Annotated in this window: 25 protein-coding genes and 3 tRNA genes; 15 read left to right on the plus strand and 13 right to left on the minus strand. The window is 59.2% G+C overall.

Annotated elements, in window-relative coordinates; translation table 11 throughout:
* Positions 1–22: 22 nt before the first annotated feature.
* Complete coding sequence (locus tag F7D08_RS03225) at positions 23–1,540, plus strand: formate--tetrahydrofolate ligase (protein ID WP_152209247.1); 1,518 nt, start codon at positions 23–25, stop codon at positions 1,538–1,540.
* 272 nt (positions 1,541–1,812) lie between these two features.
* On the opposite strand, the gene F7D08_RS03230 is transcribed toward F7D08_RS03225, so the two are convergent.
* On the minus strand, positions 1,813–2,160 hold the full coding sequence (locus F7D08_RS03230; RefSeq protein ID WP_152209248.1) for a phenylpyruvate tautomerase MIF-related protein: 348 nt from the start codon (positions 2,158–2,160) through the stop codon (positions 1,813–1,815).
* A 171-nt stretch (positions 2,161–2,331) separates the two neighbouring features.
* Between F7D08_RS03230 and F7D08_RS03235 the strand changes: the two genes are divergently transcribed.
* Positions 2,332–2,868 carry a GtrA family protein gene (locus tag F7D08_RS03235; protein ID WP_152209330.1) on the plus strand — a complete coding sequence of 179 codons (537 nt, stop codon included), beginning with the start codon at positions 2,332–2,334 and terminating at the stop codon, positions 2,866–2,868.
* Between the two features lie 214 nt (positions 2,869–3,082).
* Here the strand turns inward: F7D08_RS03235 and F7D08_RS03240 are convergent, their stop codons facing one another.
* The gene (locus tag F7D08_RS03240) at positions 3,083–4,516 is read right to left on the minus strand and encodes an MFS transporter (protein WP_152209249.1); all 1,434 of its coding nucleotides are present in this window, start codon (positions 4,514–4,516) and stop codon (positions 3,083–3,085) included.
* A 372-nt stretch (positions 4,517–4,888) separates the two neighbouring features.
* Here F7D08_RS03240 and F7D08_RS03245 point away from each other — a divergent pair, with 372 nt between their 5' ends.
* Both F7D08_RS03245 and F7D08_RS03250 read left to right on the plus strand, forming a co-directional pair.
* Positions 4,889–5,548: a histidine phosphatase family protein gene (locus tag F7D08_RS03245; protein ID WP_152209250.1), complete on the plus strand. Its 660-nt coding sequence runs from the start codon at positions 4,889–4,891 to the stop codon at positions 5,546–5,548.
* Between the two features lie 42 nt (positions 5,549–5,590).
* Positions 5,591–6,508, plus strand: coding sequence for a hypothetical protein (locus F7D08_RS03250; protein ID WP_152209251.1), 918 nt, complete (start codon positions 5,591–5,593; stop codon positions 6,506–6,508).
* A 149-nt stretch (positions 6,509–6,657) separates the two neighbouring features.
* On the opposite strand, the gene F7D08_RS03255 is transcribed toward F7D08_RS03250, so the two are convergent.
* On the minus strand, positions 6,658–7,521 hold the full coding sequence (locus F7D08_RS03255; protein WP_152209252.1) for a helix-turn-helix transcriptional regulator: 864 nt from the start codon (positions 7,519–7,521) through the stop codon (positions 6,658–6,660).
* A 66-nt stretch (positions 7,522–7,587) separates the two neighbouring features.
* On the opposite strand from F7D08_RS03255, the gene F7D08_RS03260 reads away from it, so the two are divergent.
* The 4 genes from F7D08_RS03260 to F7D08_RS03275 all read left to right on the plus strand — a co-directional run bounded on the left by F7D08_RS03260 (position 7,588) and on the right by F7D08_RS03275 (position 11,406).
* A complete protein-coding gene (locus F7D08_RS03260; RefSeq protein WP_152209253.1) occupies positions 7,588–7,794 on the plus strand; it encodes a hypothetical protein in 207 nt (68 codons plus the stop codon).
* Positions 7,784–8,866 carry a phosphotransferase enzyme family protein gene (locus tag F7D08_RS03265; RefSeq protein WP_152209254.1) on the plus strand — a complete coding sequence of 361 codons (1,083 nt, stop codon included), beginning with the start codon at positions 7,784–7,786 and terminating at the stop codon, positions 8,864–8,866. Before F7D08_RS03260 ends, F7D08_RS03265 begins: the two co-directional genes overlap by 11 nt.
* Complete coding sequence (locus F7D08_RS03270) at positions 8,866–10,410, plus strand: UDP-glucose--hexose-1-phosphate uridylyltransferase (RefSeq protein ID WP_152209255.1); 1,545 nt, start codon at positions 8,866–8,868, stop codon at positions 10,408–10,410. Before F7D08_RS03265 ends, F7D08_RS03270 begins: the two co-directional genes overlap by 1 nt.
* A 114-nt stretch (positions 10,411–10,524) precedes the next feature.
* Positions 10,525–11,406 carry a D-hexose-6-phosphate mutarotase gene (locus tag F7D08_RS03275; RefSeq protein ID WP_152209256.1) on the plus strand — a complete coding sequence of 294 codons (882 nt, stop codon included), beginning with the start codon at positions 10,525–10,527 and terminating at the stop codon, positions 11,404–11,406.
* An 89-nt stretch (positions 11,407–11,495) separates the two neighbouring features.
* Here F7D08_RS03275 and F7D08_RS03280 read toward each other — a convergent pair whose 3' ends face one another.
* Positions 11,496–12,815 (minus strand): DUF805 domain-containing protein, encoded by a 1,320-nt coding sequence (locus tag F7D08_RS03280; protein WP_193316174.1) that lies wholly within the window; start codon positions 12,813–12,815, stop codon positions 11,496–11,498.
* A gap of 564 nt (positions 12,816–13,379) precedes the next feature.
* Between F7D08_RS03280 and gltX the strand changes: the two genes are divergently transcribed.
* A complete protein-coding gene (gltX, locus tag F7D08_RS03285; protein WP_152209258.1) occupies positions 13,380–14,900 on the plus strand; it encodes a glutamate--tRNA ligase in 1,521 nt (506 codons plus the stop codon).
* 318 nt (positions 14,901–15,218) lie between these two features.
* Here the strand turns inward: gltX and F7D08_RS03290 are convergent, their stop codons facing one another.
* Complete coding sequence (locus F7D08_RS03290) at positions 15,219–15,518, minus strand: DUF4143 domain-containing protein (protein WP_152209259.1); 300 nt, start codon at positions 15,516–15,518, stop codon at positions 15,219–15,221.
* Positions 15,519–15,998: 480 nt separating this feature from the next.
* Between F7D08_RS03290 and F7D08_RS03295 the strand changes: the two genes are divergently transcribed.
* The 3 genes from F7D08_RS03295 to F7D08_RS03305 all read left to right on the plus strand — a co-directional run bounded on the left by F7D08_RS03295 (position 15,999) and on the right by F7D08_RS03305 (position 16,774).
* Positions 15,999–16,071, plus strand: a tRNA-Glu gene (locus tag F7D08_RS03295).
* Between the two features lie 39 nt (positions 16,072–16,110).
* Positions 16,111–16,185: transfer RNA gene (locus F7D08_RS03300), tRNA-Gln, on the plus strand.
* A 94-nt stretch (positions 16,186–16,279) separates the two neighbouring features.
* A complete protein-coding gene (locus F7D08_RS03305; RefSeq protein ID WP_152209260.1) occupies positions 16,280–16,774 on the plus strand; it encodes a hypothetical protein in 495 nt (164 codons plus the stop codon).
* Between the two features lie 57 nt (positions 16,775–16,831).
* Here the strand turns inward: F7D08_RS03305 and F7D08_RS03310 are convergent, their stop codons facing one another.
* The 3 genes from F7D08_RS03310 to F7D08_RS03320 form a co-directional block, all read right to left on the minus strand.
* On the minus strand, positions 16,832–17,668 hold the full coding sequence (locus tag F7D08_RS03310; protein WP_152209261.1) for a hypothetical protein: 837 nt from the start codon (positions 17,666–17,668) through the stop codon (positions 16,832–16,834).
* Positions 17,669–17,990: 322 nt separating this feature from the next.
* On the minus strand, positions 17,991–18,812 hold the full coding sequence (locus F7D08_RS03315) for a YoaK family protein (protein ID WP_152209262.1): 822 nt from the start codon (positions 18,810–18,812) through the stop codon (positions 17,991–17,993).
* A gap of 121 nt (positions 18,813–18,933) precedes the next feature.
* The gene (locus F7D08_RS03320) at positions 18,934–19,122 is read right to left on the minus strand and encodes a hypothetical protein (RefSeq protein ID WP_152209263.1); all 189 of its coding nucleotides are present in this window, start codon (positions 19,120–19,122) and stop codon (positions 18,934–18,936) included.
* Here F7D08_RS03320 and F7D08_RS03325 point away from each other — a divergent pair.
* Positions 19,121–20,392 (plus strand): OFA family MFS transporter, encoded by a 1,272-nt coding sequence (locus F7D08_RS03325; protein ID WP_152209264.1) that lies wholly within the window; start codon positions 19,121–19,123, stop codon positions 20,390–20,392. The genes F7D08_RS03320 and F7D08_RS03325 overlap by 2 nt on opposite strands.
* 35 nt (positions 20,393–20,427) lie before the next feature.
* On the opposite strand, the gene F7D08_RS03330 is transcribed toward F7D08_RS03325, so the two are convergent.
* Positions 20,428–20,757, minus strand: a complete 330-nt coding sequence (locus F7D08_RS03330; protein WP_152209265.1) for a winged helix-turn-helix transcriptional regulator — start codon at positions 20,755–20,757, stop codon at positions 20,428–20,430.
* A 166-nt stretch (positions 20,758–20,923) separates the two neighbouring features.
* Between F7D08_RS03330 and F7D08_RS03335 the strand changes: the two genes are divergently transcribed.
* Positions 20,924–21,568: an SDR family oxidoreductase gene (locus F7D08_RS03335; RefSeq protein ID WP_152209266.1), complete on the plus strand. Its 645-nt coding sequence runs from the start codon at positions 20,924–20,926 to the stop codon at positions 21,566–21,568.
* 259 nt (positions 21,569–21,827) lie between these two features.
* Here the strand turns inward: F7D08_RS03335 and F7D08_RS03340 are convergent.
* The 4 genes from F7D08_RS03340 to F7D08_RS03355 form a co-directional block, all read right to left on the minus strand.
* Positions 21,828–21,899, minus strand: a tRNA-Thr gene (locus F7D08_RS03340).
* A gap of 169 nt (positions 21,900–22,068) precedes the next feature.
* Positions 22,069–22,881 (minus strand): PhzF family phenazine biosynthesis protein, encoded by an 813-nt coding sequence (locus F7D08_RS03345; protein WP_226803290.1) that lies wholly within the window; start codon positions 22,879–22,881, stop codon positions 22,069–22,071.
* 79 nt (positions 22,882–22,960) lie between these two features.
* Positions 22,961–23,296 carry a branched-chain amino acid transporter permease gene (locus tag F7D08_RS03350; protein ID WP_152209332.1) on the minus strand — a complete coding sequence of 112 codons (336 nt, stop codon included), beginning with the start codon at positions 23,294–23,296 and terminating at the stop codon, positions 22,961–22,963.
* Positions 23,296–24,087, minus strand: coding sequence for an AzlC family ABC transporter permease (locus F7D08_RS03355; RefSeq protein ID WP_152209267.1), 792 nt, complete (start codon positions 24,085–24,087; stop codon positions 23,296–23,298). Before F7D08_RS03355 ends, F7D08_RS03350 begins: the two co-directional genes overlap by 1 nt.
* Positions 24,088–24,241: 154 nt before the next feature.
* Between F7D08_RS03355 and F7D08_RS03360 the strand changes: the two genes are divergently transcribed.
* Complete coding sequence (locus F7D08_RS03360) at positions 24,242–25,126, plus strand: LysR family transcriptional regulator (RefSeq protein WP_152209268.1); 885 nt, start codon at positions 24,242–24,244, stop codon at positions 25,124–25,126.
* The last annotated feature ends 83 nt before the right edge of the window (positions 25,127–25,209 follow it).

Consider the following 25,209-nt stretch of genomic DNA (forward strand, 5'->3'; position numbering starts at 1 on the left):
GATCCGAATAGAAAGGCCTGCAATGACCACTATTGAAGACTTCACCAGCCAGTACGGCCTGGTCAAGAAGATCGACGCCTTCGGCTACATGAAGTACCTGGCCGAAAACCCGGACGCCCCGCGCAAGCACGGCAAGGTGGTGCTCGTCACCGCCGATACGCCGCTCAAGGCCTCCCGTGGCGAGGGCAAGACCACCACCACCATCGCTCTGATCGACGCCCTGAACAAGCGCGGCATCGACGCAACCGCAGTGCTGCGCCAGCCAAGCATGGGCATCACCGCGGCCGGTTCCAAGGGCGGCGCCTCCGGTGGCGGCAAGGCCTCCCTGACCCACCCGGAGCTCATCGACTGGGGCCTGTGCGGTGAGATGGGCGCTATCGAAGCCGCCCAGAACCTGCTCGTCTCCTTCGCTGAGAAGGCCGTGGACGAAGGCAAACTGGATGATATTCTCGTGCCTCGCGTCTCCGAAGTGCCGAGCCGCTCCCTGCGCTCCATCGCCGTGGACTACGGCAAGGGCAACGTCAAGGAGAAGATGGTGCTGACCCCGACCTGCGAGCTCATGCAGATCGTGGTGCTCTCCCGCTCCATGGACGAGATCGCCGATCGCGTCTCCAAGATGATTGCCGGCACCAAGGACGGCAAGGTCGTGACCTTCGGCGAATTCGTGGACCTGTGGCGCATCACCGGTATTCTGGCCGACGCCGTCAAGCCGGCCCTGACCGAGACCGTGAACGGCTCCCCGGTGTACGTGCACGGCGGCCCGTTCGCCAACGTGTCCATCGGCATCCCGACCCTGATCGCCGTGGAAATGGCTTGCGCCCTGCACGATGTGGTGATCGTCGAAGCTGGCTACGGCACCGACGCTGGTGCTCAGAAGTGGCTGGACATCGCATGCCGCGAATACGGTGCCCAGTGGCCGTCCGCCGCCATCGTAGTGACCCGCGCCTCCACCTGGCGTGATGACGAAGAACTCGCATGGCGCTACCCGTTCCACGTGGACCGTCTCGAGAAGCTCGACATTCCGGCATTCCCGCTCATCAACCTGTGGGAAGGCGAGGACGATCAGATTCCTGAACTGCGTGAAACCGCGGCCAAGCTGGAGTTCCGCGACCCGATCATCGGCAACCTGTACCGCGATGGCGGCGATGGCCTCGCCGACCAGATCGACGCGTTCGTGGACGTGCTGACCAACGGCTCCATGCCGCCGGCCCAGCACAGCCACAAGGGCATGCCGATCATCGACAACGCCAAGTGGGTCGCCGAGAACGCCTACGGTGTTCCGGCCGAACGCGTGCTGCTCAAGGACGGTTTCCTGGATTCGCTGGCCGAAGCCAACAAGCTGTGCCAATCCGCCGGCATTTCGCTGGACGACCTCGCCTTCGTGGCCGTGAAGTCCCCGGCCACCATGACCGACAACGATCGTGCCCCCGAAGAGGAGCGCACCGTGACTCTGAAGAAGGTCGAAGTGCACGCCGGCGCCGGCCTGGCCCACGTCAACCTGACCACGAGCCTGACCACCCCGATGCCGAAGATCGTCTGATTTTGCCTCAGAAATGAGATAACTCGGTTACGAGGGGTAGATTTCGGCATTCCGAAACATCTATCTCGCTTACGAGGGGTACTTCAATGAGAAAACCCGGAGTACGACCATTGCGATTGCAACGGTTGTACTCCGGGTTTCTTGTATTTGGCACCCCTTGTAAAGCAGATAGATGTCTCGCTGGTGCGTGATCAACCCCTTACAAAGCGGAAAGCTCAGTGGACTTTCCGTAGGCGATGCGAGCAGCTGTGCTGCGAGGGGAATGGTGGCAACTAGAAGTTGCCGCCATTCCAGCCCCAGTCGGTGGTGGCGGTGTATCGGATGTATGTGCGGTCTTCCGGAATGCCCAGCGTGGAGTTCAGTGCGGCCATAATGGACTCGGTCAGCTTCTCCCAGGAGGAGCTCGGCACGGAGCGTCCGAACACGTTGACCTCGACGTAAGCGGCCGGCTTGGCATCGGAGCCGCCGAAGTAGATTGGCATGTTGTCTTCGAACGGGCACATCAGCCAGCCTTCGGACTTGCCGGGCACGGCGGTGATGGCCTTGCCGTAAGCGGCCTTCAGCGCCTCGCGCTGCTCAGGGGTGGTGGACACGGACACATGAGTGTGAATAACGGGCATAATTCCTCCTTGGCTCCTTGATTCGGTTCACTTTCAGTCTAGTCTCCGCAACTGGCTGTGCAGCGGACCGGAGCAAATGCGGAGATTATTCGCCGGAACAGCCGAAATGCCCCCTAACGGTCAGCCCGATAGTGTTGAATACCCACTGTGAGAAAACTGATTGCACAGCTTATGAAGTTCGGCATTGTGGGTGTCATCGCCTTCGTCATTGATTGGGGTATCCTGAACCTCCTGGTCGGCGTATTCCATATGCACAATGTGATTGCCGCCACCATATCCTTCATCATCTCGCTGATCTTCAACTACCTGGCGAGCATGAAGTTCGTGTTCAAGCATCGCGACGATATGGCCCGTTGGATGGAAATCGTGATCTTCGTGGCCGGTGCAGTCGTTGGCCTGTTCATGAATGACGCGATTATTTGGATCTCCACCTACGGCATGAACCGCGACGCCTTCGTCTCGCAGCACGCCGAGTATCTGTTGCGCACGAACATCGGCAAGCTGGTGGCCACCGCCGTGGTGATGGTGTGGAACTTCCTCATCCGTAAGTGGCTGCTGGACGATACGCACACCAACGCGATGAACCGTTTAAAGTCCAAGGACAATCGCCTCACCGCCGAGGAACTCGAAGCCAAGTGGCTCAGCAGCTTCTCCCATAAGCTGGGCGTCTGGTCCATCGAACACACGCCTAAGGGTTGGCCGAAATAATGGCCATAGATTGTGGGACGCAATTGCAATAGCGAGCATTATACAGTTGGGTCCCACATTATTGTAGTTGCGTCCCGTTTTCTATTGCGGTAAAACCTTGGAATTCCGCCATTTCTTATTTGTTGAGGCTAAGCATCGAGTGGGATGCAACTGCAATAATGGCTTTTGCGCGGTTGCATCCCACACGATGAGCATGCCTTTAGCCTAGCCTTTCTCACACCGTGACTTCAGTGAGTGTGGGCTGCTCGGTGGAACCCTTGATCTGCTTGAAGCCCACCAGCGCAATCACCAGCGAGGCGATGGCCAAGGTGGTGACCACCATAAAGCCGCCATGCGAGCCCAGACGATCGATGAACTGGCCGGCGATGGCCGAACCGGCGGAGGAGCCGATGGAGTTCATCGCACCCATCCACGCCATGCCCTCGGTCAAGCGGGACGGCGGCACCAGGTGCAGCATCAGCTGGTTGCCATTGATCCAGGTCGGTGCCTGACATACGCCAATCAGCAGGTAGATGATCATGATCACCCACAGGTGCTTCGCGAACATGAACGTGCCAATGCCGAGGTTCACCACGGCCAGGCAGAAGTAGAAGCGCTTCCACAGCGGAATAGCCCAGTTCTTCGCGCCATACACCAGCGCGCCCATCAGCGAGCTGATGGAGAAGCAGGCGAACACAAAGCCGGTGTACTGCTTCATATTCGACTCGGTGGCAAATGCGATGATCGAAATGCCGGCGGCCGATTGGAATGCGCCCAGGCCGAACCAAGTCACACATACGGCGATCAGACCCGGCCCCCAGATGGAAGCCTTCTTGCCGCTGCGGGCATCCGCCACAGCCTCAGCGATGGCCTTCTGAATCTGAGCCTCGTCGGTGACGCCTTCGCGCTCCAAGCGGTGACGGGTCTCCTCGGCGGCGGTCTCTGCCTTCAGCGCCTCGGCTCGAGCGGCCTCGCGCTCGCGGTATTCCTTGCGGGTGATGCCCTCGGCGCGGGCCAAGGCGGACTGCGACGGCGGCTCAGTGGTCAGTTCGGTCAGGAACATCAGCGCACCCACCACCACGCAAACGCCGGTGAACGAGAACGCCAGGAGACCGGAAATCACGGCCAGCGTGGAGGCCAGCGGGTTGCCGACCACCCACATGCACTCATCGAGCACGCCGCATAGGGAGAGCGCGCGATTCGTACGCTCGTGATCGCCCTTCAAAATCTTGGTCCAGCGTGCGCGGCTCATCGCGCCCCACGGCGGGATCGCGGCGAGGAACGGCGTTAGGCAATACAGCACCCATTCCGGCGCGCGGTTGGTGATGGACGTGGTCAGCGCGATGGCGGCCACAATCCACACGACGATGGTCGGAATCGAGACCTGGCGCTGCCCGAACTTATCCGTGAGCTTGCCGAGCAGCGGCGTGGCCACGGCCAGCGCAATCGCCTGAATGGCGGTGAGCATGCCGGCCAGCGAATAGTTGCCGTAATAATGCTGCACGGAAATGGTGATGGTCATGCCCACCATCGGGAACGGCATGCAGGCGATTACGCCGCCGATGGAGTAGCGGGCGGTATGCGGAATGCGCAGTAGCTCGGCATACCCGCCAAAAACCTTATGGGTGACGTCCTTGATGGCGGCCGTGACGGTGTTCGTATTGGACATAACAGCACTACGCTCCTTTCCGCTCCCGATTGGATGTCCCTCACCGCCCGTGGCGTTGGGTGGCGAAGCCCTCATCGAATGATGTGTTTGTCCATGGTCGCGCAAAGTTTGCGTGGATTGTACGTGGCTTGCACGATATGACTGCGGCCCCTTGCCGCGCCATTCGTGGACCGAACCCCAGCCCGCATATTTGCGTCACGGCTACTCTATGCGGTGACCTCGATTGACACGCGGTAATTTACGATAGTTGTTCATCAACTTCACCTGTTCTACAGCTGAGGCGCTGCGCCAGCGTGCTGTGTCGGGTGCCGCTTCACTAAGATTGATGCTGATTTGTGATTATGGGCAATTGTTCGCAAAGGAGAGCCGCCGATGACCGCCACCACCATCCACTTCGTTCGCCATGGCAAGGTCTACAACCCCGATCATCTGCTTTACGAGCGTCTGCCTGACTTCCATCTGTCCGAGGTCGGCCGCCGCATGGCTCAGGCCACGGCACAATATCTGGCGAATAATCCGCAAACCAATACAATCGCCGCCGTCTACTCCTCGCCGCTCGACCGCACGCGCGAAACCGCGGGCGCGATTCTCGAGGCGCTCAATAATGTGCGCGAGACCCGTGGCGAAAAGCCGCTTGAGCTCACCACCGACGAGCGCGTGATCGAAGCCGGTAACGAATTCCGCGGCAAACGCATCGGCCACGGCGAGGGCGCATTGTGGAGGAACGGCAACTGGAAGCTGGTGCTGAACCTCTACAAGCCCAGCTGGGGTGAATCCTACCAGCACATCGCCGCTCGCATGGATGCGTTCGCGCGCGAAAAGGTGGCCCAGCACCCTGGCCAGCAGATCGTGGTGGTCAGCCACGAGTCGCCAATCTGGTCGTACCGCCATTATCTGGAGACCGGGCACCCGGAGCACTGGATGTTCCTGCGCCACACTGCGCTCGCATCAGTGACCTCGGTGACTTATGACAACGAAACCGGCCGTGTGATGTCCATCACGTATGTGGATCCGGCGGCCTCTGTGCAATAGCGGCACCATTACAATCGGTTGGTAGACGCAAAGGAGCATGATATGACCGTTGAATTGAACCCAGACGCAATCGACCGCGTGGCACAGCTGCCGACGGTGCGCGAAGCCGCGGAAACCGGGGCGAAGCTGATTGCACTCTGGCCGCTGACCGAAGCCATGCACATGGACAACGACGTCAAATATGGCGAAAACCTGCAGGTTCGTGTCACGCGTGCGTTCGCCCGCATTCTAACCGGCGAGGATGTGACGGTGCCGGACGCCGAGTTCGTCTATGAGGGTGCCGATGTGATTCCGGGCCGTCCGCAGGAGATCGTCGATGCGCTGCTCGACGCCAATGATGCCTACGAGACGATGGGGGAGTACGCGCAGTCCGGCGATGCGTCGCTGATTCATGCCGCCGCCGAGGCGCTTGGCGTGCAATGGCCGGAGGCTACCGACGCGGCTGTGAGGCAGACGGTTGCCTCGGTGGAGGCCGAGGTCGCCAAGGTAAAGAGTGATGCCGCGGCTGATGGGCTGGGCGGTTCCGCCGCCGATGTGGCCTCCCGGTTCACCCTGGCGCTCGCCGTGTGTGATGCGCTACTGGGCAGCGTAGCGGCCGGTGCAGGCGCTGCTGGTGAGCGCGAGGTGGCGAAGCAGTCGCTGCCGGTGCTGTTGTACGTCAACGAGCTGCGTGAGCAGTACGCGATTCCGCGTATTTTCCTGACCGATGAGCAGATCGTGGAGCTGATTGGTGTGCGTGCCAAGGCTGAGGCGTCGGGCGGCGATACGTTGGCCGCGACCGCGCGATTCGTGGCGCCGCTTGCCGCAGCCGAATGGAACAAGCATCATGACGACGTGCTCTGGGATCCGGCCGAGGCCAAGAAGAAGGCCAAGGAAGAGGACGAGAAGCGCAACAAGGAAGCCCTCGCCGCCAAGTTTGCGCACGTCAAGAACGACAACAAGGAAACCGTCGAACTGTAGTGTTGCTTTCCTCGAAATCATCGGGAACTTCGTGCCAAAGGCACACTGTGAGTCCGCCAGTGTGCCTTTTTCGCGAGAGTTAGGTCTATCTCGAGACAAGTAACGATATGGAAGGCCGTTCCCCCGGTCGTGCAAGCCCATGCATCATGCTATTGGCGTTCGCCCTGTCGAAACTCCAGAGGGGTGACGCCGAAACGCTTTTTGAAGGCGGCGCAGAAGGCGCTGGTGGAGGAGAAGCCGCATGAGGCGCAGACCTCCTTCAACGTGGCTTCGCCGGTCAAGAGCAGATATTTCGCCGCATGCATGCGCGCGTTGATGATATAGGTGTGCGGCGTGTACCCCGTGACCTGTTTGAACACGCGAATGTAATAGTATTCGCTCATCAATGCCATATCCGCGAGCTTGCGTAGCGGCAGCGGCTCGCTCAAATGCGTGGAAATATAGGAGAGCGTCTCCTCGATGGCATGCTGATTGTAGGGCGTGCCGGCTCGTTCGGCGTCTTCGCCGGCGGTCAGACATTCGGTCAGTATCTCCGTGATGGCCAGATTCATGCGCGCTTCGCTCATTTTGCGTTCTTCGGCGAATGTGTCGTAGATCATGCGGAAGCGGCTGATGGCGTAGGTGGCACGACTCAAGGTAATGACGTTGCCCAGCTCAGCGTGGATGGCTGCAAAATACTCATGAGCCAGGCGTCCGTCGAAATGCATCCACAACAGTGTGCAATCCGTCTCGGCCTGCGCCTGGTAGACGTTCGGATCATGGCAGTCGAGCAGCACCAGGTCGCCGGTCCGTGCCACCGAACGTCGCCCGTTCACGGTGAAAACGAACGTGCCGCTGTAGACCGCCATCAGAATGAAACTGTCGAACGAGCTGCGGTTGAGCCAATAGCCCTTGAGATAGCGGTACAGGCCGATGCGTGTGGGGTAGAGGAACATACGCCGGGCATTGCGGCTGGGCACATAGATGAAGTAATGCGAAACCGCCGCATCCACATGATGCTCAACCGGTGTCATGCCCCGCCCCTTTCCGCCGTCGTGCTGCAGTCACCATGGCCATGTCAAAAAATTGTTCTGATACTCATGAAAATTGTACTGCTGCAATCAGAGGCCATAATCATCTATAGGCAAGAAAACCTTGGTGTCGCAACGTTTTCTATGCAGGCAACTGATAATGCGGCAATTGTTAACTATGTTTCAATGGTAGTGAGCGATATCTGTGGATTGTCTATTGGCGAAGAAGTCAGTGGCAAGAGAACACGTACGAAGGGAATGCATCATGGCAATTGAGGATACCGAGCTGAAGGCAGTGGCCGATCTCTTCCAGCTGGAAGGTGACGTGCATAGCATCGAGCCATACGGCGACGGCCACATCAACGTGACCTACCTCGTCGTCACCAGCGAGCACCGTTACATCCTGCAGAAGATGAACGCCAGCGTCTTCCCGGACACCAAGGGCCTGATGCGCAACATCGAGCTCGTCACCAGCTTCCTCAGGGAACGCGGCCAGGAGACGCTCGACATCATCCCCACCAAGGATGGCCACACTTACGTAACGCGCGAATCCGGTGCATGGCGGGTGTACGCCTTCATCGAGAACACCAAGTCCTACAGCCTCGTGCCGAATGCGGACGTGTTCCGCGAGTCCGGCCGCGCATTCGGCGAATTCCAGCAGACGCTCGCCGAGTTCGACGCCTCCCAGCTCACTGAGCCGATCGCGCACTTCCACGACACCCCGCATCGCTTCGCCGACTTCAAGGCCGCGCTCGCCGAGGACAAGCTCGGCCGTGCCGCCACCTGCCAGCCGGAGATCGACTTCTTCCTGAAGCACGAAAGCCAGTACTCGGTGGTGATGGACGGCCTTGCCGATGGTTCGATTCCGCTGCGCGTAACCCACAACGACACCAAGCTCAACAACATTCTGATGGACGCCGAAACCGGCAAGGCCCGCGCCATCATCGACCTCGACACCATCATGCCGGGCTCCATGCTCTTCGACTTCGGCGACTCGATCCGTTTTGGCGCCTCCACCGCTCTCGAAGATGAGCAGGACCTCGACAAGGTGCACTTCAGCACCGAATACTTCCGCGCCTACACCGAAGGCTTTGTGGGTGCCGTGCGCGAAAGCGTCACGCCGCGTGAGGGCGAGCTGTTCGCATTCGCAGGCAACCTGCTCACGATGGAATGCGGAATGCGCTTCCTCGCCGATTATCTGGCCGGCGACACCTACTTCGCCACCAAGTACCCGGAGCACAACCTGGTCCGCGCCCGCACGCAGATCAAGCTGGTGCAGGAGATGGAAGCCAAGGCCGGCGAAATCCAGGCCATCGTGGCCGATGTGCTGGAAGGCGGTGCCCGCTGATGACCGCAACTGCTACCGCTGATTCTGTGGCGCTGGCCAAGGTGTACGCCTCCATTGACGCGCTGGTGGCATTCGCCGAGCGCAACCTTGGCTTGGATGAACGCGATGCCGACTGGACGCGCAACAACATCTTCGCCCTGTTCGGTCTCGACTCCTACGATGCGCCCGTTGCCTCGATCGCCTCGTCTCCCGCCGACGAAACAGCCGACGCCGAATCCGCCTACGCCTACCCGGACGCCCTGATCGCCGATTTCCGCGCCGTCGCCACTGAGGCCGGTCTCTTTGACCCCGACGAAGGCCCGGTCTACGCCGACATCATCATGGGCCTGCTCTCTGGCACGCCATCCTCCATCGAAGACAGCTTCGAGGAAGAGGAAGGCACGGACGGCGGCATGGAAGCCATGCACTGGTTCTACCGCTACTGCGTGGCCAACAACTACGTGAAGAAGGCCGTGCTCGACAAGAACCCGCGCTTCGACTCCCACGGCTTGGTGGTCACCATCAACCTGGCCAAGCCGGAATTCAAGAACATGAAGAAGGCCGCAGCCGGCAACGCGGTGGCCGGCGGCTACCCGAAGTGCACGATCTGCCATGAAAACGAAGGCTTCGCGGTCCGTAACAAGCGCACGCTGCGCACGATTCCGGTTACGCTCGGCGGCGAGCCGTGGTTCTGGCAGTTCTCCCCGTACGGCTACTTCCACCAGCATGGCATCTGCGTGAACATGGAGCACACGCCGATGCACGTGGATCGCGACACGTTCGGCCATCTGCTCGACTTCGTGGACCGCTTCCCGGGCTACTTCCTCGGCTGCAACGCCGCGCTGCCGCGCATCGGCGGCTCGGTGCTCGCCCACGACCACTATCAGGGTGGCGGCGAACTGCTGCCGATGCACAAGGCCGCAACGTGGGCCGCATTCGCAGTGCCCGGTTACCCGGACGCCACGGTTGAAATCCTGGACTGGCCCGGCACCGCAGTGCGCGTGGTCTCCAAGAACCGCGATTCGATCATCGAAGTCAGCGACAAGATTCGTTTGGCCTGGCAGCAGTATGACGATGCGGCCGCGAACATCGCTAGCCATGACGCTGACGGCAGCCGCCAGTCCGCGGTATCGCCGAGTGCGATCATCACCGACCGCGGCTACGAGATGAGCCTTATCTTCCGCAACAATGCGGTCAGCGAGGAATTCCCGGAGGGCATCTTCCATGCGCACCCCGAATTTTGGCCGATCAAGCAGGAGCCGGTTGGTCTGATCGAGGCACAGGGCCTGTTCATTCTGCCGGGCCGCCTGATCGGGCAGTTGGGCGTGATTGAGGACGCGCTCGCAGCCGGCGAGCCGTTGCCGGCATCGGTGAGCGGGTTCTCGCTGGAATGGGATGAGCTGAGCGCCGCACTGAACGGCAACCGTGACCGCGATGCGATTCATGCCGCCGTGCAGGATGAGCTCGGCAGCGTGTGCGAGCGGATTCTCGGCAACACCGCCGTATTCAAGACCAAGGAACAGACGCGCACGTTCCTCAAGGATCTTGGATTCATCGAATCCTGATCTGACCGAACGGCATCAGTGGACTTCATAAGCCTGGCTTCCTGTTCCTTCCTCGGGGGAGTCGGGCTTATGATATTGAGACTTTCTTATTAGGCAGTTTTCTTAGGAGGCAATATGAGCAACGGTTTTGCTCTTCGCAACCTGAACAACAGCCACGGCAGCGCTGCCGTGAGCGATTATGGCGCACACGTGCTGCGATGGCGTCCGGCTGGGCAGTCTGAAGACGTGGTGTGGAGCCCGTCTTCGGTGATTCTGACCGATAACAAGGCGATCGTCGGCGGTGTGCCGATCGTATTCCCGTGGTTCGGCCCGGGCTTCGCCGACGGTCATGGCCTCGGCAAGAAGCCGAATCATGGCTTTGGGCGTATCCGCACGTGGAAACTGGATGCCGAGTCATTCAGCCATGAATACGCGCATTACACGCTGGATTCCGCTGATTTGGAATCTGGCGATCTGCCGTGGCTCGAGCCGGCTCAGGTGGGCGAGGGCGCTCCGGTTCCGCAATTCCATGCCGATTTCGAAGTACACGCCACCGATACGCTGACCGTGACCTTCACCGTGGCCAACACCGGAACCGTGCCGTTCTCCTATGAGGCCGCCCTGCACACCTACTTCCATGTGAGCGATGTCGCGCAGGTTCGCCTCTCCGGATTGGGCGGTGCCAACTATGCCGACGCCACCGATGGATTCAAGCCCTGCGTGCAGTCCGACCCCGACGTGACCTTCAATGGCACTGTGGATCGCGTTTACGAGTCCGATGGCACCCTCGAACTACACGATGCCGGTCTGCAGCGCACGATTCGCATCGCGAAGTCTGGCTCCGCGCAAACCGTGGTGTGGAACCCCGGCAAGCCCTACGGTACGTTCGTCAACGACGAAACGGCCGGCGAATGGCGCGAATTCATCTGCGCCGAGGCTGCCAATTGCCGCGAGCATGCGGTGGTGTTGACTCCCGGTGAATCCCATGCACTCTCCCAGAGCTTGAGCGTGGCATGACGATTTGATGCTCTGCTATAGAAAATCCCCGCCCGAGGTATGCCGAGCGGGGATTTTCTATGCTATGGGGCTACTGCGAAGCTACCGCATCACTGGCCTTGCCAGGGCTTCTGAGTGTTGGCGTCACCACTGCTGTCAGCGGATGAACCAGCAGCAGAGGTCGGGGCCTCAGGAGCGCCGTAAGCGGGAGCTTCAGGAGCGGATGGCGTCGTCTGCCCGTACGCCGGTGCGGGCGGAACCGGCTGTTGCCATGCCGGCGTTGCCGCTTCAGAAGTCGGCACTCCGGGGGCGGGCACAGCGCCATTGAATCCAGGTGCGGGCGGAACCGGAGCGTTCGGGGCTGCAGCGCCGTACGGTGCGTCATAAGGGCTGCCGTACGGGGAGGCGGGAACATCGGTAGCCGAGGTAGGGGCATAACCGGCGGGTGCAGGGTTCTTGTCGAAGCGCGCGCCTTCGGGCTTGCTGGCCTGGGCCATGAACACGATGTACACAATGGCGGAAGCCAGAACGATGAGCAAACCGACGACAATCAATCCAATGCCGCCTGCTGCAACGGCACCATACCCCTTGCTATAGGTGCCACCGTATGACATGCCGCCGATGCCGCCGAAGATCGCGCCTGCGCCGCCGGCGATCATCAGGATGATGCCGACCACCAGCGCGCCGTAGTAGACGACAACCCACCAGCCTGGACGGTTGGTATCGTGCAGTCGGCGGACCGCAAGGGCGATGCCGGGCACAACGATGGCGAGAGCCCACAAGTCGCCGAGGAATGCGAGCTTGTCATCCGTGATGTCGGCGAGAACGCCGAGCACAAACGTGACGCCGCACTGTGCCAGCGCCCACCACCAGAACTCACTGCGGGAAGCGCGGCCGGAGAATACGGCGTACTTCTTCCAGAAGCGCAGGAAGGCTTCAGGGAACGGGCATCCGTAGTAGGGCTGATCCAGCGGGACTGCGGTGCCGGGTGTTCCGGGATTCGGAGTCGAGGTGGAGTAGACAGGTGCGGATTGCGGCGCGCCGTACGGATTGTTGTACTGGTTGCCGTATGGGTTCTCGCCGTACTGGTTCGGGTATTGGTTCGAGTAGACGGGCTGGGCATACTGAGGCTGCTCGTACTGCGGCTGGCCGTACTGCGGTTCGGCTGGCTGCGATGGCTGGCCGTATGCGGAGGCTTGCTGCGGCTGTGTGAAGGGGTTCTCGGGGGCGCTTTGCTGTGCGGGCTGCTCATATGCTGCCGGTTGCGTGTATTGTGGCTGGCCATACTGCTGGCCGTATTCCGGCTGCGTACCGTACTGCGGCTGCTGCGGCTGTTCGTACTGAGCTTGACCATACTGTGGTTGCGGAACCGCACCATTATTGGGCGCTGGCACCTGTGGCAGCGGCGCGTTATTGTTGGGATCGGTCATTGATTCCCCTTTCATCAAGGACGATATCGTCATTGTCCATTCTTCCAGCTTTTCTGCGAAAACCAAGCAAATCAGTGGAACATTGTCTGAATTCTGCTTGTTGCCTTGCTGGGATTATGTCGTGAAACATGTTGTGAAACGTTGCTGTTGCGCCGCTTCCCGGGATTGTTATGAAATCGATATCAAACAAAGATGAGCGCTTTTGTGCGATTCGTTATCGTTAAACAAGATTTGCACACGGTTTCGGTGGCGAAACCGGGAAGCAATTGGAGCTTCCGGTGCACACATAAGGGGAACATGATGAACAACGACTACATGAACATCAGCGTGAACAACGCATCCGTCGACTTCCACGAGGTTCGCGAAGACGATACGCAGGATTGGGCCGACCTCTTCAGCGGCCTTGCCTGCTAGCATGCTCACCTGTCATTGTTCGCGTGAATAATGCGCAAATCGGTTCTGGGGAGCTGGGTTTGCGCACTATTCGCACGAACAGTGCGCTCAAAGCTGGGTGTGCTGCGGCTGGGGTGAGCGCGTCCGGCGCGCGCGGCACAATAGGGGATTATGACTGATGCTGAAAACACCAAACCTGAACTCCCCGCGAACGTTCGTGTTCGCTTCTGCCCGTCTCCGACCGGCACCCCGCACGTTGGCATGGTGCGCACCGCCCTGTTCAACTGGGCCGAGGCTCGCGCCACCGGCGGCAAGCTGATCTTCCGCATCGAAGACACCGATGCCGCTCGTGACTCCGAGGAAAGCTACAACCAGATTCTCGAAGCCCTGCGCTGGCTGGGCATCGACTGGGATGAGGGCATCGACGTGGGTGGCCCCCACGGCCCGTACCGCCAGTCCGAGCGTACCGCCATCTACAAGGACGTCGCCGCCAAGCTGCTCGAAGCCGGCTACGCGTACGAATCCTTCTCCACTCCTGAGGAAATCAAGGAGCGCAACCTTGCCGCCGGCCGCCCGGCCGAATTCGGCTACGACGGCTACGACCGCAACCTCACCGAAGAGCAGAAGGCCGCCTTCCGCGCTGAGGGCCGCAAGCCTGCTTTGCGTATCCGCATGCCTGACGAAGACATCGCCTTCGATGATCTGATTCGCGGCACCATCGAATTCAAGGCCGGTTCCGTGCCGGACTACGTGATCGTGCGCCCGAACGGCGACCCGCTGTACACGCTCACTAACCCGGTGGACGACGCCATGATGGATATCAACGTGGTGCTGCGCGGCGAGGATCTGCTGAGCTCCACCCCGCGCCAGATCGTGCTCTACCGCTACCTCGAAGAGCTGGGCATCGCCAAGACCACCCCGCTGTTCGGCCACATGCCGTACGTGATGGGCCAAGGCAACAAGAAGCTCTCCAAGCGCGATCCGGAGTCCAACCTGTTCAACCACCGCGACGCCGGCTTCATCCGCGAGGGCCTGCTCAACTACCTGGCTCTGCTCGGCTGGTCCATCGCCCCCGACCGTGACGTGTTCTCCATGGACGAGATGATCGCCAAGTTTGACGTGCGCGACGTGAAGGCCAACCCGGCCCGCTTCGACCTGGACAAGGCCATCTCCATCAACGCCGAACACATCCGTATGCTCGATCCGGCCGACTTCCTCAAGCGCTCCGTGCCGTACCTTCACCGCGACGGCGTGGTCTCCGCAGACAACTGGGACGCGCTGACTGCTCGTGAGCAGGAGATTCTGACCGCTGCCGCCCCGCTGGTCCAGCCGCGCGTGCGCCTGCTCGGCGAGGTCGCCGGCATGGTGGGCTCCCTGCTCTCCACCGAGGAGTACCTGGAGCCGGCCGCCGACGCCCGCAAGCAGCTCAAGGATTCCGCCGGCGAAGTGCTCGACGCCGCCATCGCCGCTCTGGAAGGTGTGGACGAGGCTGATTGGAAGACCGACAACCTGCACGAGACCCTGAACAAGGCGCTGGTGGAAGACGGCGGTTACAAGCCGCGTCTGGCCTTCGGCCCGGTGCGTGTGGCCATGTCCGGCCGCCGCGTGAGCCCGCCGCTGTTCGAGTCCATGGAAATCGTCGGCAAGCCGGTTTCCATCGCTCGTCTGAAGGGCCTGCGCGAGCACCTGTGATTGCTTTGCCGGATATAAATAGATGAGGAGGTGGGCGTCTGCACGAACAGATGCCCGCCTCCTCATCTATTTCAGTGCAGTGTATCTTCGGCTTGCAATGCCCACTTCCACGCTGGGATTACGTTGATGGGTCCAGCATCCGTGGGAATGGTGCCTTCCTCCCTCAAGGTAATAATTGTCCCGGTCATATCTTGCATTTGCTGCATGGTCTGTTCTAGGGCCGTGACTTCGCGTTTCCGGGTACGTGAGTTGGTCATATCAGCTGTGACTTGAACGGCGCTGTATGGCTCTATACCGAGTGCGTCGCCTATGAGAAAATCAACTTTTTTCTTGTCTTGCGGTAGGCAAGGTCAACGAGGTGATGGAATCGGTGCGTTTACCGGATTGGCGTCGACGTAATTCAAGATAAACTGCGGTTTCCAGCCGTTTGCCTACATCCTGTTGATTGGCACGTGAGACCGCATACGTCAGTCCTGGATCTTCCGCGTAGATTTTTGGTACGGCAGTTGTGTTGGGTTTCAGCGAAGTGGTGTATTCGTTGAGTTCGTAGCAGAGAAATGCCTGCTCTAGCAAGTCGAGGATGCGTCGTGCCTTATTCCAATACAGCTTGTATCCCATGTTTCCCAGCTGAGTGGTGAGTTTGGGTTACGGTTAGTTCGCAAGCGGTGTTACGTAGCGCAAATAGCCTTGATGACTCCCCATGGTCAACTTTCATAACCAAATTATGAAGATAATGGCATAACTTCATAAATAATTTATGAAGTTATGCGTGAGGGGGGTGTCGGTTATGCAGATTCATCAGTAGAACCTATGCAAATTCATCAGTAGGATTGATGATAATTCATCAGTAGGGTCGATGTAGCCCTTGGGATTATTGGGTTTTGATGCATGCGCACCATTGTCGGTTGGGGATTGGTGCAGCGCTATGACGGATTCTTGTTATTGGAGTGCCCCTGTTTGGTTGTTGGGTGATGTGGTACGGCGAGCAAAACGTTGGAATTCCGGGCGACACGCCGTAAGTTGCGCGCAGGTGAATAGTTGCGTATATTTATCACTCGTTGCGCGGTTCACCGAGCAGCCGGTTGAAAAACTGAATATGCCCCCATCGTCTAGCGGTCTAGGACTACGCCCTCTCACGGCGCCAACACCGGTTCAAATCCGGTTGGGGGTACGACGAACAACTCTTCGGAGTTGCTACGCCAAGCCAAATTGGGATGTGGTGTAATTGGCAACACAGCTGATTCTGGTTCAGCCATTCTTGGTTCGAGTCCAGGCATCCCAGCCAATGACCCTCGCGGAATGCGAGGGTTTTTTGTTTTCCGGGGACTGCGTGAGAAGTACCCCGAATGTTGAGATCTGAGAGCAAAGGAGATCGAAGTATGTCCGCTGAGCAGCAGAACATGCCGGCAAACGAAGCAGATAACACCAACGCAACCAACGACGCCGCTCCGAAGAAGGGCCTGTCCAAGGTGGCTATCGCCATCATCGCCGTGGTGGTCGTGGCTATCATCGTCGTGGCCGGTGTATTCGGCTTCCGCGCCTACTCTGACGCCCAGTACAACAATGCGGTCGCCGCTTGCGCCGCTGCTTCCGAAGATGTGCGCAACGCCACCAACGACTACAACAACCTGGTCAACGGCGATGCCTCCGAGGCTTCCGCTCTCACCAAGAAGGACGTGAAGGACGCTTCCACGCTGGACGCGCTCACCAAGGAACTGAGTGTGGAGCTGCCGGTCTACGAAGGCTGCGTGGCCGACGACACCGCGGGCTTCAAGTCCGCCACTGACAAGCTCAACGAGCAGGCCGACTGGTACAAGGCCCACACCGCTTCACTGCAGAAGGCTGTGGATGCTGTGAACGCTTCCAAGAAGTAAGCGTTGAACTCAGAGTAAGGTGTGAAGGCCGCATTCCTAGGTTTGGGAGTGCGGCCTTCACACAATGAATCGCAGATAGGTGCGGTCGTCGAACGAATCGTAGCCTTCTCTAAAACCTTTAGTGGACTGATACTCGCTGATGAGTTCCGGATCCTCCCGCTTGAGCCGTTGCAATGCGCTTTCGCTGGCGGCGAGCGTAGGCCGCAGCACAGGGTATCCATCCGAAGCGAGTACCACTTCGTCGCCAGGGCTTACGGTCACTGTGCGAATCGGATATGTCAGGTCCGTGAACCCATCGAATACAAAGTACCCATAAGGCCCTCGTGCATTGGCGAACTGGGATTGCAGGCGCAGAAATGGCAGAATCATGTCACGGGCGGGGTCGGTGCCGCTCAGTGCGGAGCTGGACTCAGTGGGGGTGGCAGAGGATTGCTGCCTACGCAAAGCGAGCATAGTGAATGCGCGCAGCTCACCCAGGAGTTCGTCTACTCGCTTGACTGTGGGAGTCTGCTGGCCGTTGACCATGACTTGGCAGTCGCCGAATAGCCATATCTCGCGCCGATGCACACTATAGATTACGGCATTTGCCTGCAACCGTTCGATAGGCTCATGCACAACGATGTTGTGATAGCCCTGCTCATGGTAAGCCTGCTGAAAGTGTGCATCGATTGCCTGCTGCACCTCGCGCATCGTAGCGGTAGAGGCCAATTCGGCGATGGTCGCGAGGACATAATCCTTGGCAACCACTCCGCCGCTGGGCTGCCAAAGATGCCGGACGCTTTTGCTGGTCACACCATCCACCACCGCAGCGAATCCATCCGTGACGATGAGGCCGTCCTCGTTGAGCGACGGATCTTGCCGTTTGCCTTGGCAGAATCGCTCGATAATACGCATGGCTGATCTCCTTCGCTGTGGAGCCGGTGCCGGATGGGGATTGCGAAGTTCTCCATGAGTTCACCTGCGATTTGCTGGACGCGCATAGTTCGGTAACGCGCCTTCGCTATATCTGATCGTAATACCGATGAAGTTAGGAAAAGGAATGATTATGCAGTCGAACAACAACCATCAGGAATCGCATCATAACGACACCTACTATGGCGGCGAACGTCAATACGACGCCTACATGTACGCCGAATACGGCATCGAGTGCTGAACACCCACAGTAAACGTATGCCAAAGGAGTGCTTGGCGTACGTTTGGTGGGATATTGCGATAATTATTTGCTGTCGGTTATCCAACGGGCATCGGAATGGATATAAGGCAGCATCATGGCGATGACTGCGATGAGGCAAGCGATCATCACCATTAAAATCATGTCTTCATGACCGCGCGTCTGCAGTGTAGCCCCGGTCAAGGCACCGAGCGCCAAAGCCAGCATCACAATGGCCCGTCGGCCAAGTTTGGACTGTTCATGGCCATGCGCGGACGTATCGGCGATGATTCCGGTCAGCGTCATCGTGAGCACAGTGGTCGGCAGATCCGGCACCGAGAGTTTGCGTGCAGTGGAATTCTGAATGCCCATAGCTGGCGCAAGCAGCACAATGAGCAGAATAATATGCAAGTCAATATGCCTGGCGGTGGGGAAGTTCAGACTGGGCTGCGCCGCGCGGGCGATGGCTGAAGCATCAGTGCCACCCATCGAGGGCTCGGGCGCGAACTGATTGAGCAGATAGATGCCGATCAATGCGGCGACTACAAACGCCAGCTGAATCGCAGTAGATACCAGCAGATGACGTGCGCGATTATTGCCAAAGTAATGAATGATGCGCCCGCCGATGAATGCGCCGACCATGAACGTGGCTAGCGTAAGCGCTGACGTCCACCAAACGAAGCCTTGCGCGTGGGCGAAAGCGAAACCAAGGAACACGATATTGCCGGTCACATTGGCCACGAACACGTGCCCAAGTGCCAGGTAGCTCAAGGCATCCACCAGGCCGGCGACGAATGTGAGGATGACCAGTGCCGGGGAAAGCAGGCCGTAGCGGTCATCCTTGCGGGGAATCAGCGTGCGTCCTGCTTCGGCAAGGTGTGAGGTCATGATGTTCGGGGCTTTCTTCGGTCGGTGGTTTCGGGGTGCTGCGGGTGAACGACTATGCTGTGCAATCTTTCTGCACAATACGGTGGCGCAATCCTTCTCTGCGATCCGAATGTGAACAATATCATGGTGTGTTCTCTATTGACGTGTGCGTGCTGCCAGTGAAGTGGCGGTACAGTGCTGTTTTGTCGGCGTCGACGGAATCAACGACGCCGAGGAAACGCACACGAATCATGTGGTGTTTGCGTTGCGGGGTCGCTGATTCCGTACGACTGACGAGAATCGTACGAGAGTCGAAAGGATCCGCCTGCATGGCCACCGTTGAGCAGCCCTCTGGAAATCGTTGGACTAGCGCAATCATTCCCGCACTGCTGATTCACATCCCAATCGGTACCGTTTATTGCTGGAGCGTGTTCAAACAGCTCATCGCCGATCAGCTGCATGTCAGCGCTTCCTCGGTGGAGTGGGGCTTCTCTTTGGCGATCTTCTTCCTCGGCATGTCGGCGGCGTTCGCCGGGCCGATGGTGGAGAAGGATATTAAGAAATCCGCGTTGGTTTCGATGATTTGCTTCGTGGTCGGTTTTGCAGGTACCGGTGTAAGCATCGCTCTAGGCTTCCTGCCGGGTGTGTTCCTGTGCTACGGCGCAATTATGGGCGTGGGGCTCGGTGTGGGGTACCTGACGCCGGTCAAAAACCTGATGCTCTGGTTCGCGGACAACAAGGGGCTGGCCACCGGCGTGGCCGTTGCCGGATTCGGCCTTTCCAAGGCGCTCGCCAGCCCGGCGATGGAATGGCTGATTGGTGCCGTGGGACTCGTCGGCATGTTCTATGTGCTCGCCGCGGTGTACGCGGTGATGATGTTCGTTGGCTTCCTGCTGATTCGTCGCCCGGCCGGCTGGACGTATGACCCGGTGGCGTCGCACGTCAGCCGCGCATCGATTTTGAAGAAGCCGGTGTTCTGGGGCATTTGGATTGCGTTCTATATCAATATCACCTGCGGTTTGGCGCTGATTAGCCAGGAGAAGGACATTCTCCACGATGTGCTGCAGGCCTTGCCGCAGTATGCGTCACTGGAGGCTTCGTCGTTTGCCGCTGCGATTGCCGGCGTGATCGGCCTGGTGCTCGCGGTGGATTCCGTATTCAACACGGCTGGCCGCGTGGGATTCTCCGCGTTGTCTGATCACTTGAAGCGCCGCGAGAGCGTATATCAGGTGATTTTCGTGATGTCGATTGCCGTCTGCGTGCTGCAGGTGGTGACCAGCAGCATCGACAACGCGCTGCTGTGGGCTGTGCTTGCCATGCTGTTCCTGGTCAACGCCGGCTACGGTGGCGGTTTCTCCACGTTGCCGGTGCTGTTGGACCAGCATTTCGGCACGAAAACCGTATCCACCACGCATGGGTTGACGCTGAGCGCATGGGCGTTCGCCGGACTGTCCGGCAACCAGCTGGCGTCGTTCGTGGTGACGTACGCTCCAGATCAGGCGCATCGATACGCGGCGTTGATTCCGGTGCTGACGGTGTTGTTCATTGTGGCGCTCGCCAGTGTGACCGCGGTGAGGTTTGCTGCGGGCAAGCGCAAGTAATCACAATAAGTAGGTTGCTGAGTTGGCAGCCTTGGCTATGCTGCCAACTTGGCTTTGTAATCTTCGCCCCAGCTCCATAGGGCGTCGATGACGGTTTTGAGACTGCGGCCGGTGTCGGTCAGCGAGTATTCGACGCGCGGCGGCACTTCGGGGTAGACCTCGCGGTGCACCAGTCCGTCGGCTTCCATCTGCCGCAAGTTTGCCGTGAGTACTTTCTGGGAGATATGCCCGATTGAGCGGCGCAATTCGCTGAAGCGCTTGGTGCCGGGCAGTAGGTCCCGGACGATGAGGATTTTCCATTTATCAGAGATGAGTGTGAGCGTCGTCTCCACGGGACACGCCGGGAGCGTGTTGATATCGACCATGAATCATCCTCCGGAAAGTGTTGGAATTGTCCAATAGTTCCTTTTAGGTAACTATGGCACTTTAGGGTGCCTTCTTCCATTTGAGGAAGTACTCCAATATCGTACTGTCTCAACGGCGGAATCACAAGACCGCCGGCACAGATAGACATTATGAAGGAGCAATACCATGACCAACCGCATCGCAGTCGTTGCCGCCAACGGCAAGTCCGGCCGACTCATCGTTCAGGAGGCCGTCGATCGCGGCCTCGACGTGACCGCCGCGGTGCGCGGCGACAACAAAACCGCCGCCCCGCATGTCATCGCCAAGGATCTCTTCGACCTGACCGCCGCCGATCTTGCCGGTTTCGATGTGGTCGTTGACGCGTTCGGCACCTGGGCGCCGGAATCATTGCCGTTGCACTCCGCTTCGCTCAAGCATCTCGCGGATATCCTCTCCGGCACGGATACGCGACTGATTGTGGTCGGCGGTGCAGGCAGCCTGTATGTCGACCCGGAGCACACCACGCAGCTGTACGATACCGAAGGATTCCCGGAGGAGTACAAGCCGCTGGCCAAAGCACAGGGCAAGGCACTCGCTGAACTGCGCGAACGCGATGATGTGAAGTGGACTTTCGTATCGCCGGCAGCCGACTTCCGCGCCGACGGTCCGCGTACGGGCGCCTATGCGCTGACCGGCGAAGAATTCAGCGTGAATGAGTCGACTGGCGAAAGCGCGATCAGCTACGCCGACTATGCCATCGCCATCGTGGATGAAGCGGTCGCCGCACCTGCCAATGCGCACGTCGGCGAGCGTATCTCCGTGCGCTGGTAGTTCGTTTCTGACGCGGATTTCTGCGTTACAAGGGGTTGATTTGGTCTTAGCCGGAGGCCTATCTGCGTTACAAGGGGTTCCTCGCAAAGTAGACCTTGCTTCAAAATGGCGTAATAGCGTAGCGGTAATGCGGTTTGTATGAGACGTTATGCGACTAAGGAACCCCTTGTAACGCAGATAGATGTTCCGAAACTCGAAAATCAACCCCTTGTAAACGAGATACTGCCTTGGGGTGGATAAGGGGAAAATGAAAGAAGAGAGCCCCGAGTGAGAATTGGACTCACGACCTCTTCCTTACCAAGGAAGTGCTCTACCACTGAGCTATCGGGGCACTGATGCGCTAGGCAACTTGCACAACAATACACGCAATCGCATATTACGCAAATCGCTCTTGTGTTGCCGGCTGAGATAGACAATGAAGCTGGGCTTTTGCAGTTTTTCGCGTTGCTGAAATTGGTTGTAAGCGTCACTCGAATACGGCTTTGGAGATGCTGCCGTCATCAATCGGGCAGGATGGTTCCGATGGAGAACAGCGCCGCGCTGCCGCCGAGGCTAACGCGGTCGCTGGAGACCATGGCATGGATGATGCCGCCACGTGCCGATGCCTGATATGCGGTAAGTGAGACCTTGTCGAGGCGTTTGCTCCAATACGGCAGAATATGGCAGTGGCCCGAACCGCAGACTGGGTCCTCAGGGACGGCAAGCTTCGGTGCGAACGAGCGGGACACGCAATCGAAGCCACTGTTCACGCCGCCTGCAGCTGTGACGTTGGTTAGCAGGCCGGGCAACTCCTTGACCAGTTCCTGATCGGGATCGAGCCCGCGCACTGTGCTTTCGTCAGACATCACGCACAGCAGGTCGCGGCCGAGCCACGCCTCGATTGGCCGGATACCCAGCGCCCGTTCCATCGCGTCAGTAACCGGGATGGGCTGCAGTTCGAAGGTCGGGAAGTCCATTGTGAACACGTCGGCACCATGACCGTCTTTGTTGCGCTGCCTGGTCACGGTCAGTATGCCACTCATTGTACGGAACCGCACCATGTCGGCATTTGGCTCCACGAACCGCAGCAGCACATACGCGGAGGCGAGCGTCGCATGCCCGCACAGGTCGATTTCACCGCCGGGAGTGAACCAACGTAGATGCCAGCCCTCCGGCTCGCGCACGATGAACGCGGTCTCGGAGAAGTGGTTCTCCATCGCGATATTGGCCATCAAATCATCTGACGGCCACATCTCCGGTAAACACACTGCCGCCGGATTGCCCTTAAACACCTCATCCGTGAAGGCATCCACCACGTACTGCCGCATAGTCATAGCCACCTCTCATTCCTTCCGCCGTCTACCGTCGGATGTCCGTCGTCATGAACCCTCCCGGGGTGGGGCCGCAAGCCCGTCACGCGAACACCAGCTGGACGAGCATCATGTACACGATGGTTCCGCCAGCGACGGACACCAACATGCTGTGACGCCACCGATGCAGCAGCGTGATCGTAAGGATCGCGATCGCCTCGGGCGCCCCATGGGATCCGGAGAACAGTGACACGTCCTTGAGCGCGTACACCACCAACAGGCCGGTCATCGCATGCGGCAGCACCCTGCCGAGATAGGTCACGGTCTTGGGTGGGCGACGCGAATCGGGGAACAACATGAACGGCAGAAAACGGGTGAGCATGGTGCCCAACGAGACCGCCGCGATGGTCGCAACGGCCTGCCATGTGGTCATGGTCATCATCGAGTCTCCCCGTTCAGGACGGCGTCCGTGCCGCCTGCGTCCTCCAATTTTGGGCGCAGCATCAGGAACGCCACCATCATCAGCGTCATGGCCGGAATCATGAACCGGTCTGGGCCGAACAGCGCCAGACAGGCTGCGGGCACCAGCAAACCGACCAGCGCGGGCACATGAGGTCGCGCCGAATCCATGACATTCGTCGTCGCCGAACGCGAGCGCATCCCATCGTCCCTTTTCCGATCCCGATCGTCATCCCACTGTCCGAGGAGAATCGACAGGAACAGGGCGGCGAGCACGAACTCGATGCCTTTCGTGTCGAACGGCAATATGCCGCCGGCCAGCCAGCCCAGCGTTATCCCGCCGAACCAGTAGGAGCGGCAGAGGGTCGCAACGAACACCATGAACCATCCTTTGTCGACCGATGTCGGAACGTGAACGCTTGCATCGATGGCGAACGTTTCGTCGATTAGTGTGAAGATCAGATACGGCTTCTTCCAGCCCAGGCCGCGGAATCTGTCCAGCATCGACAGGCCGTAGAACAGATGGCGCGCGTTGACCATGATCGCCAGCAGGAACGCGGCCCACGGGTCGAATGCGGACAGCAGCAGGTTCACGGTGACGAATTCCATGGAACCGGCGAAGATGACGTAGCCCATGGCCAGCGGGTACACGATCGGGAATCCCTTGGCATGCATGAGCAGACCATAGGATCCGCCGAAAAACAGGAATCCGGCGGCGATCGGCAGCGTGGGCGGTAATGCGGCGCGGAACGCCGTACGCAACAACGCCATATCGGGAGCTCCTTTCCTTCTGACGTTCCTGTGCATATGCCGAACAATCCGGCTGCGCGGGATGCGTCCGATGGCGGCCATCGTATGACGGACATATGCGATAAGTACAATCAAATTCGCTAATGACTACATAAGTAATACTTATGCATCGTCTATGATGAGCATCATGGACAACCGGTATCTCGCCCTGCGGCACATCGTCGAATACGGCAGCTTCTCCGCGGCTGCAGACGAACTACGATGCAGCCAATCGGCTGTCAGCCAGATGATTGCCTCACTGGAGAAGGAACTCGACGTCACCCTGCTCAACCGGCAGCGCGGCGGATGTACACTCACCGAGGAGGGACGCCAGCTTTACCCGCTCATCGAACGCTACGTAGAGGACGGTTTGCGCATCCGCGAACGGACCGACGAGATCCTGGGCCTTGACACCGGCGTGATACGTATGGGCACCATCGCCAGCATCTCCGCCCACTGGCTGCCCGGACTCATCAGCGGATTCCAACAACGCCACCCGAACGTGCGATTCGTCCTGCATCAAGGTGACTACACCACTATTCAGGAATGGATCCACAACGGCACCATCGACTTCGGATTCATCAACCCCGCCGCCGCGCGCGACGTACAGACCGTCACCATCAAACGAGGTGTCATGCTCGCCGTCCTGCCGCACGGTCATCCGCTCGCTGCGCTCGATCGGGTGCCATTGGCCGCGCTCGCCAAGGAACCCATGATTCTGCTGGAGGAGGGGCACTACTCTGAGCCGCTGGAGGCATTCGCGTCGGTCGGTCTCAAACCGAATGTGCGGTTGCGCATCCACGACGACTACTCAATCATGACCATGGTCGAGGCCGGTCTAGGTGTGAGCGTCCTCGCCGAACTCATCCTCCACCGCACCAACTACCGGCTCACTTTGCGTCCCACTGACCCGCCTGTGGACCGCACTATCGCCATTGCCTACGCCGACCGAGGCAGGCTTCCCCTGGCGGCCAGACGATTCATTGAACACCTGCGCGACAACATCGACATGTTACCCTGAACCGGTCTATGAGTGCTGTATATGTGCACGTGCGCGTGATTTGTTTGCACGGAATGTGATTTGTGTGCACGTGAGCGCGATGT

The sequence above is a fragment of the Bifidobacterium cebidarum genome (assembly GCF_009193305.1).
Classification (GTDB): Bacteria; Actinomycetota; Actinomycetes; order Actinomycetales; family Bifidobacteriaceae; genus Bifidobacterium; species Bifidobacterium cebidarum.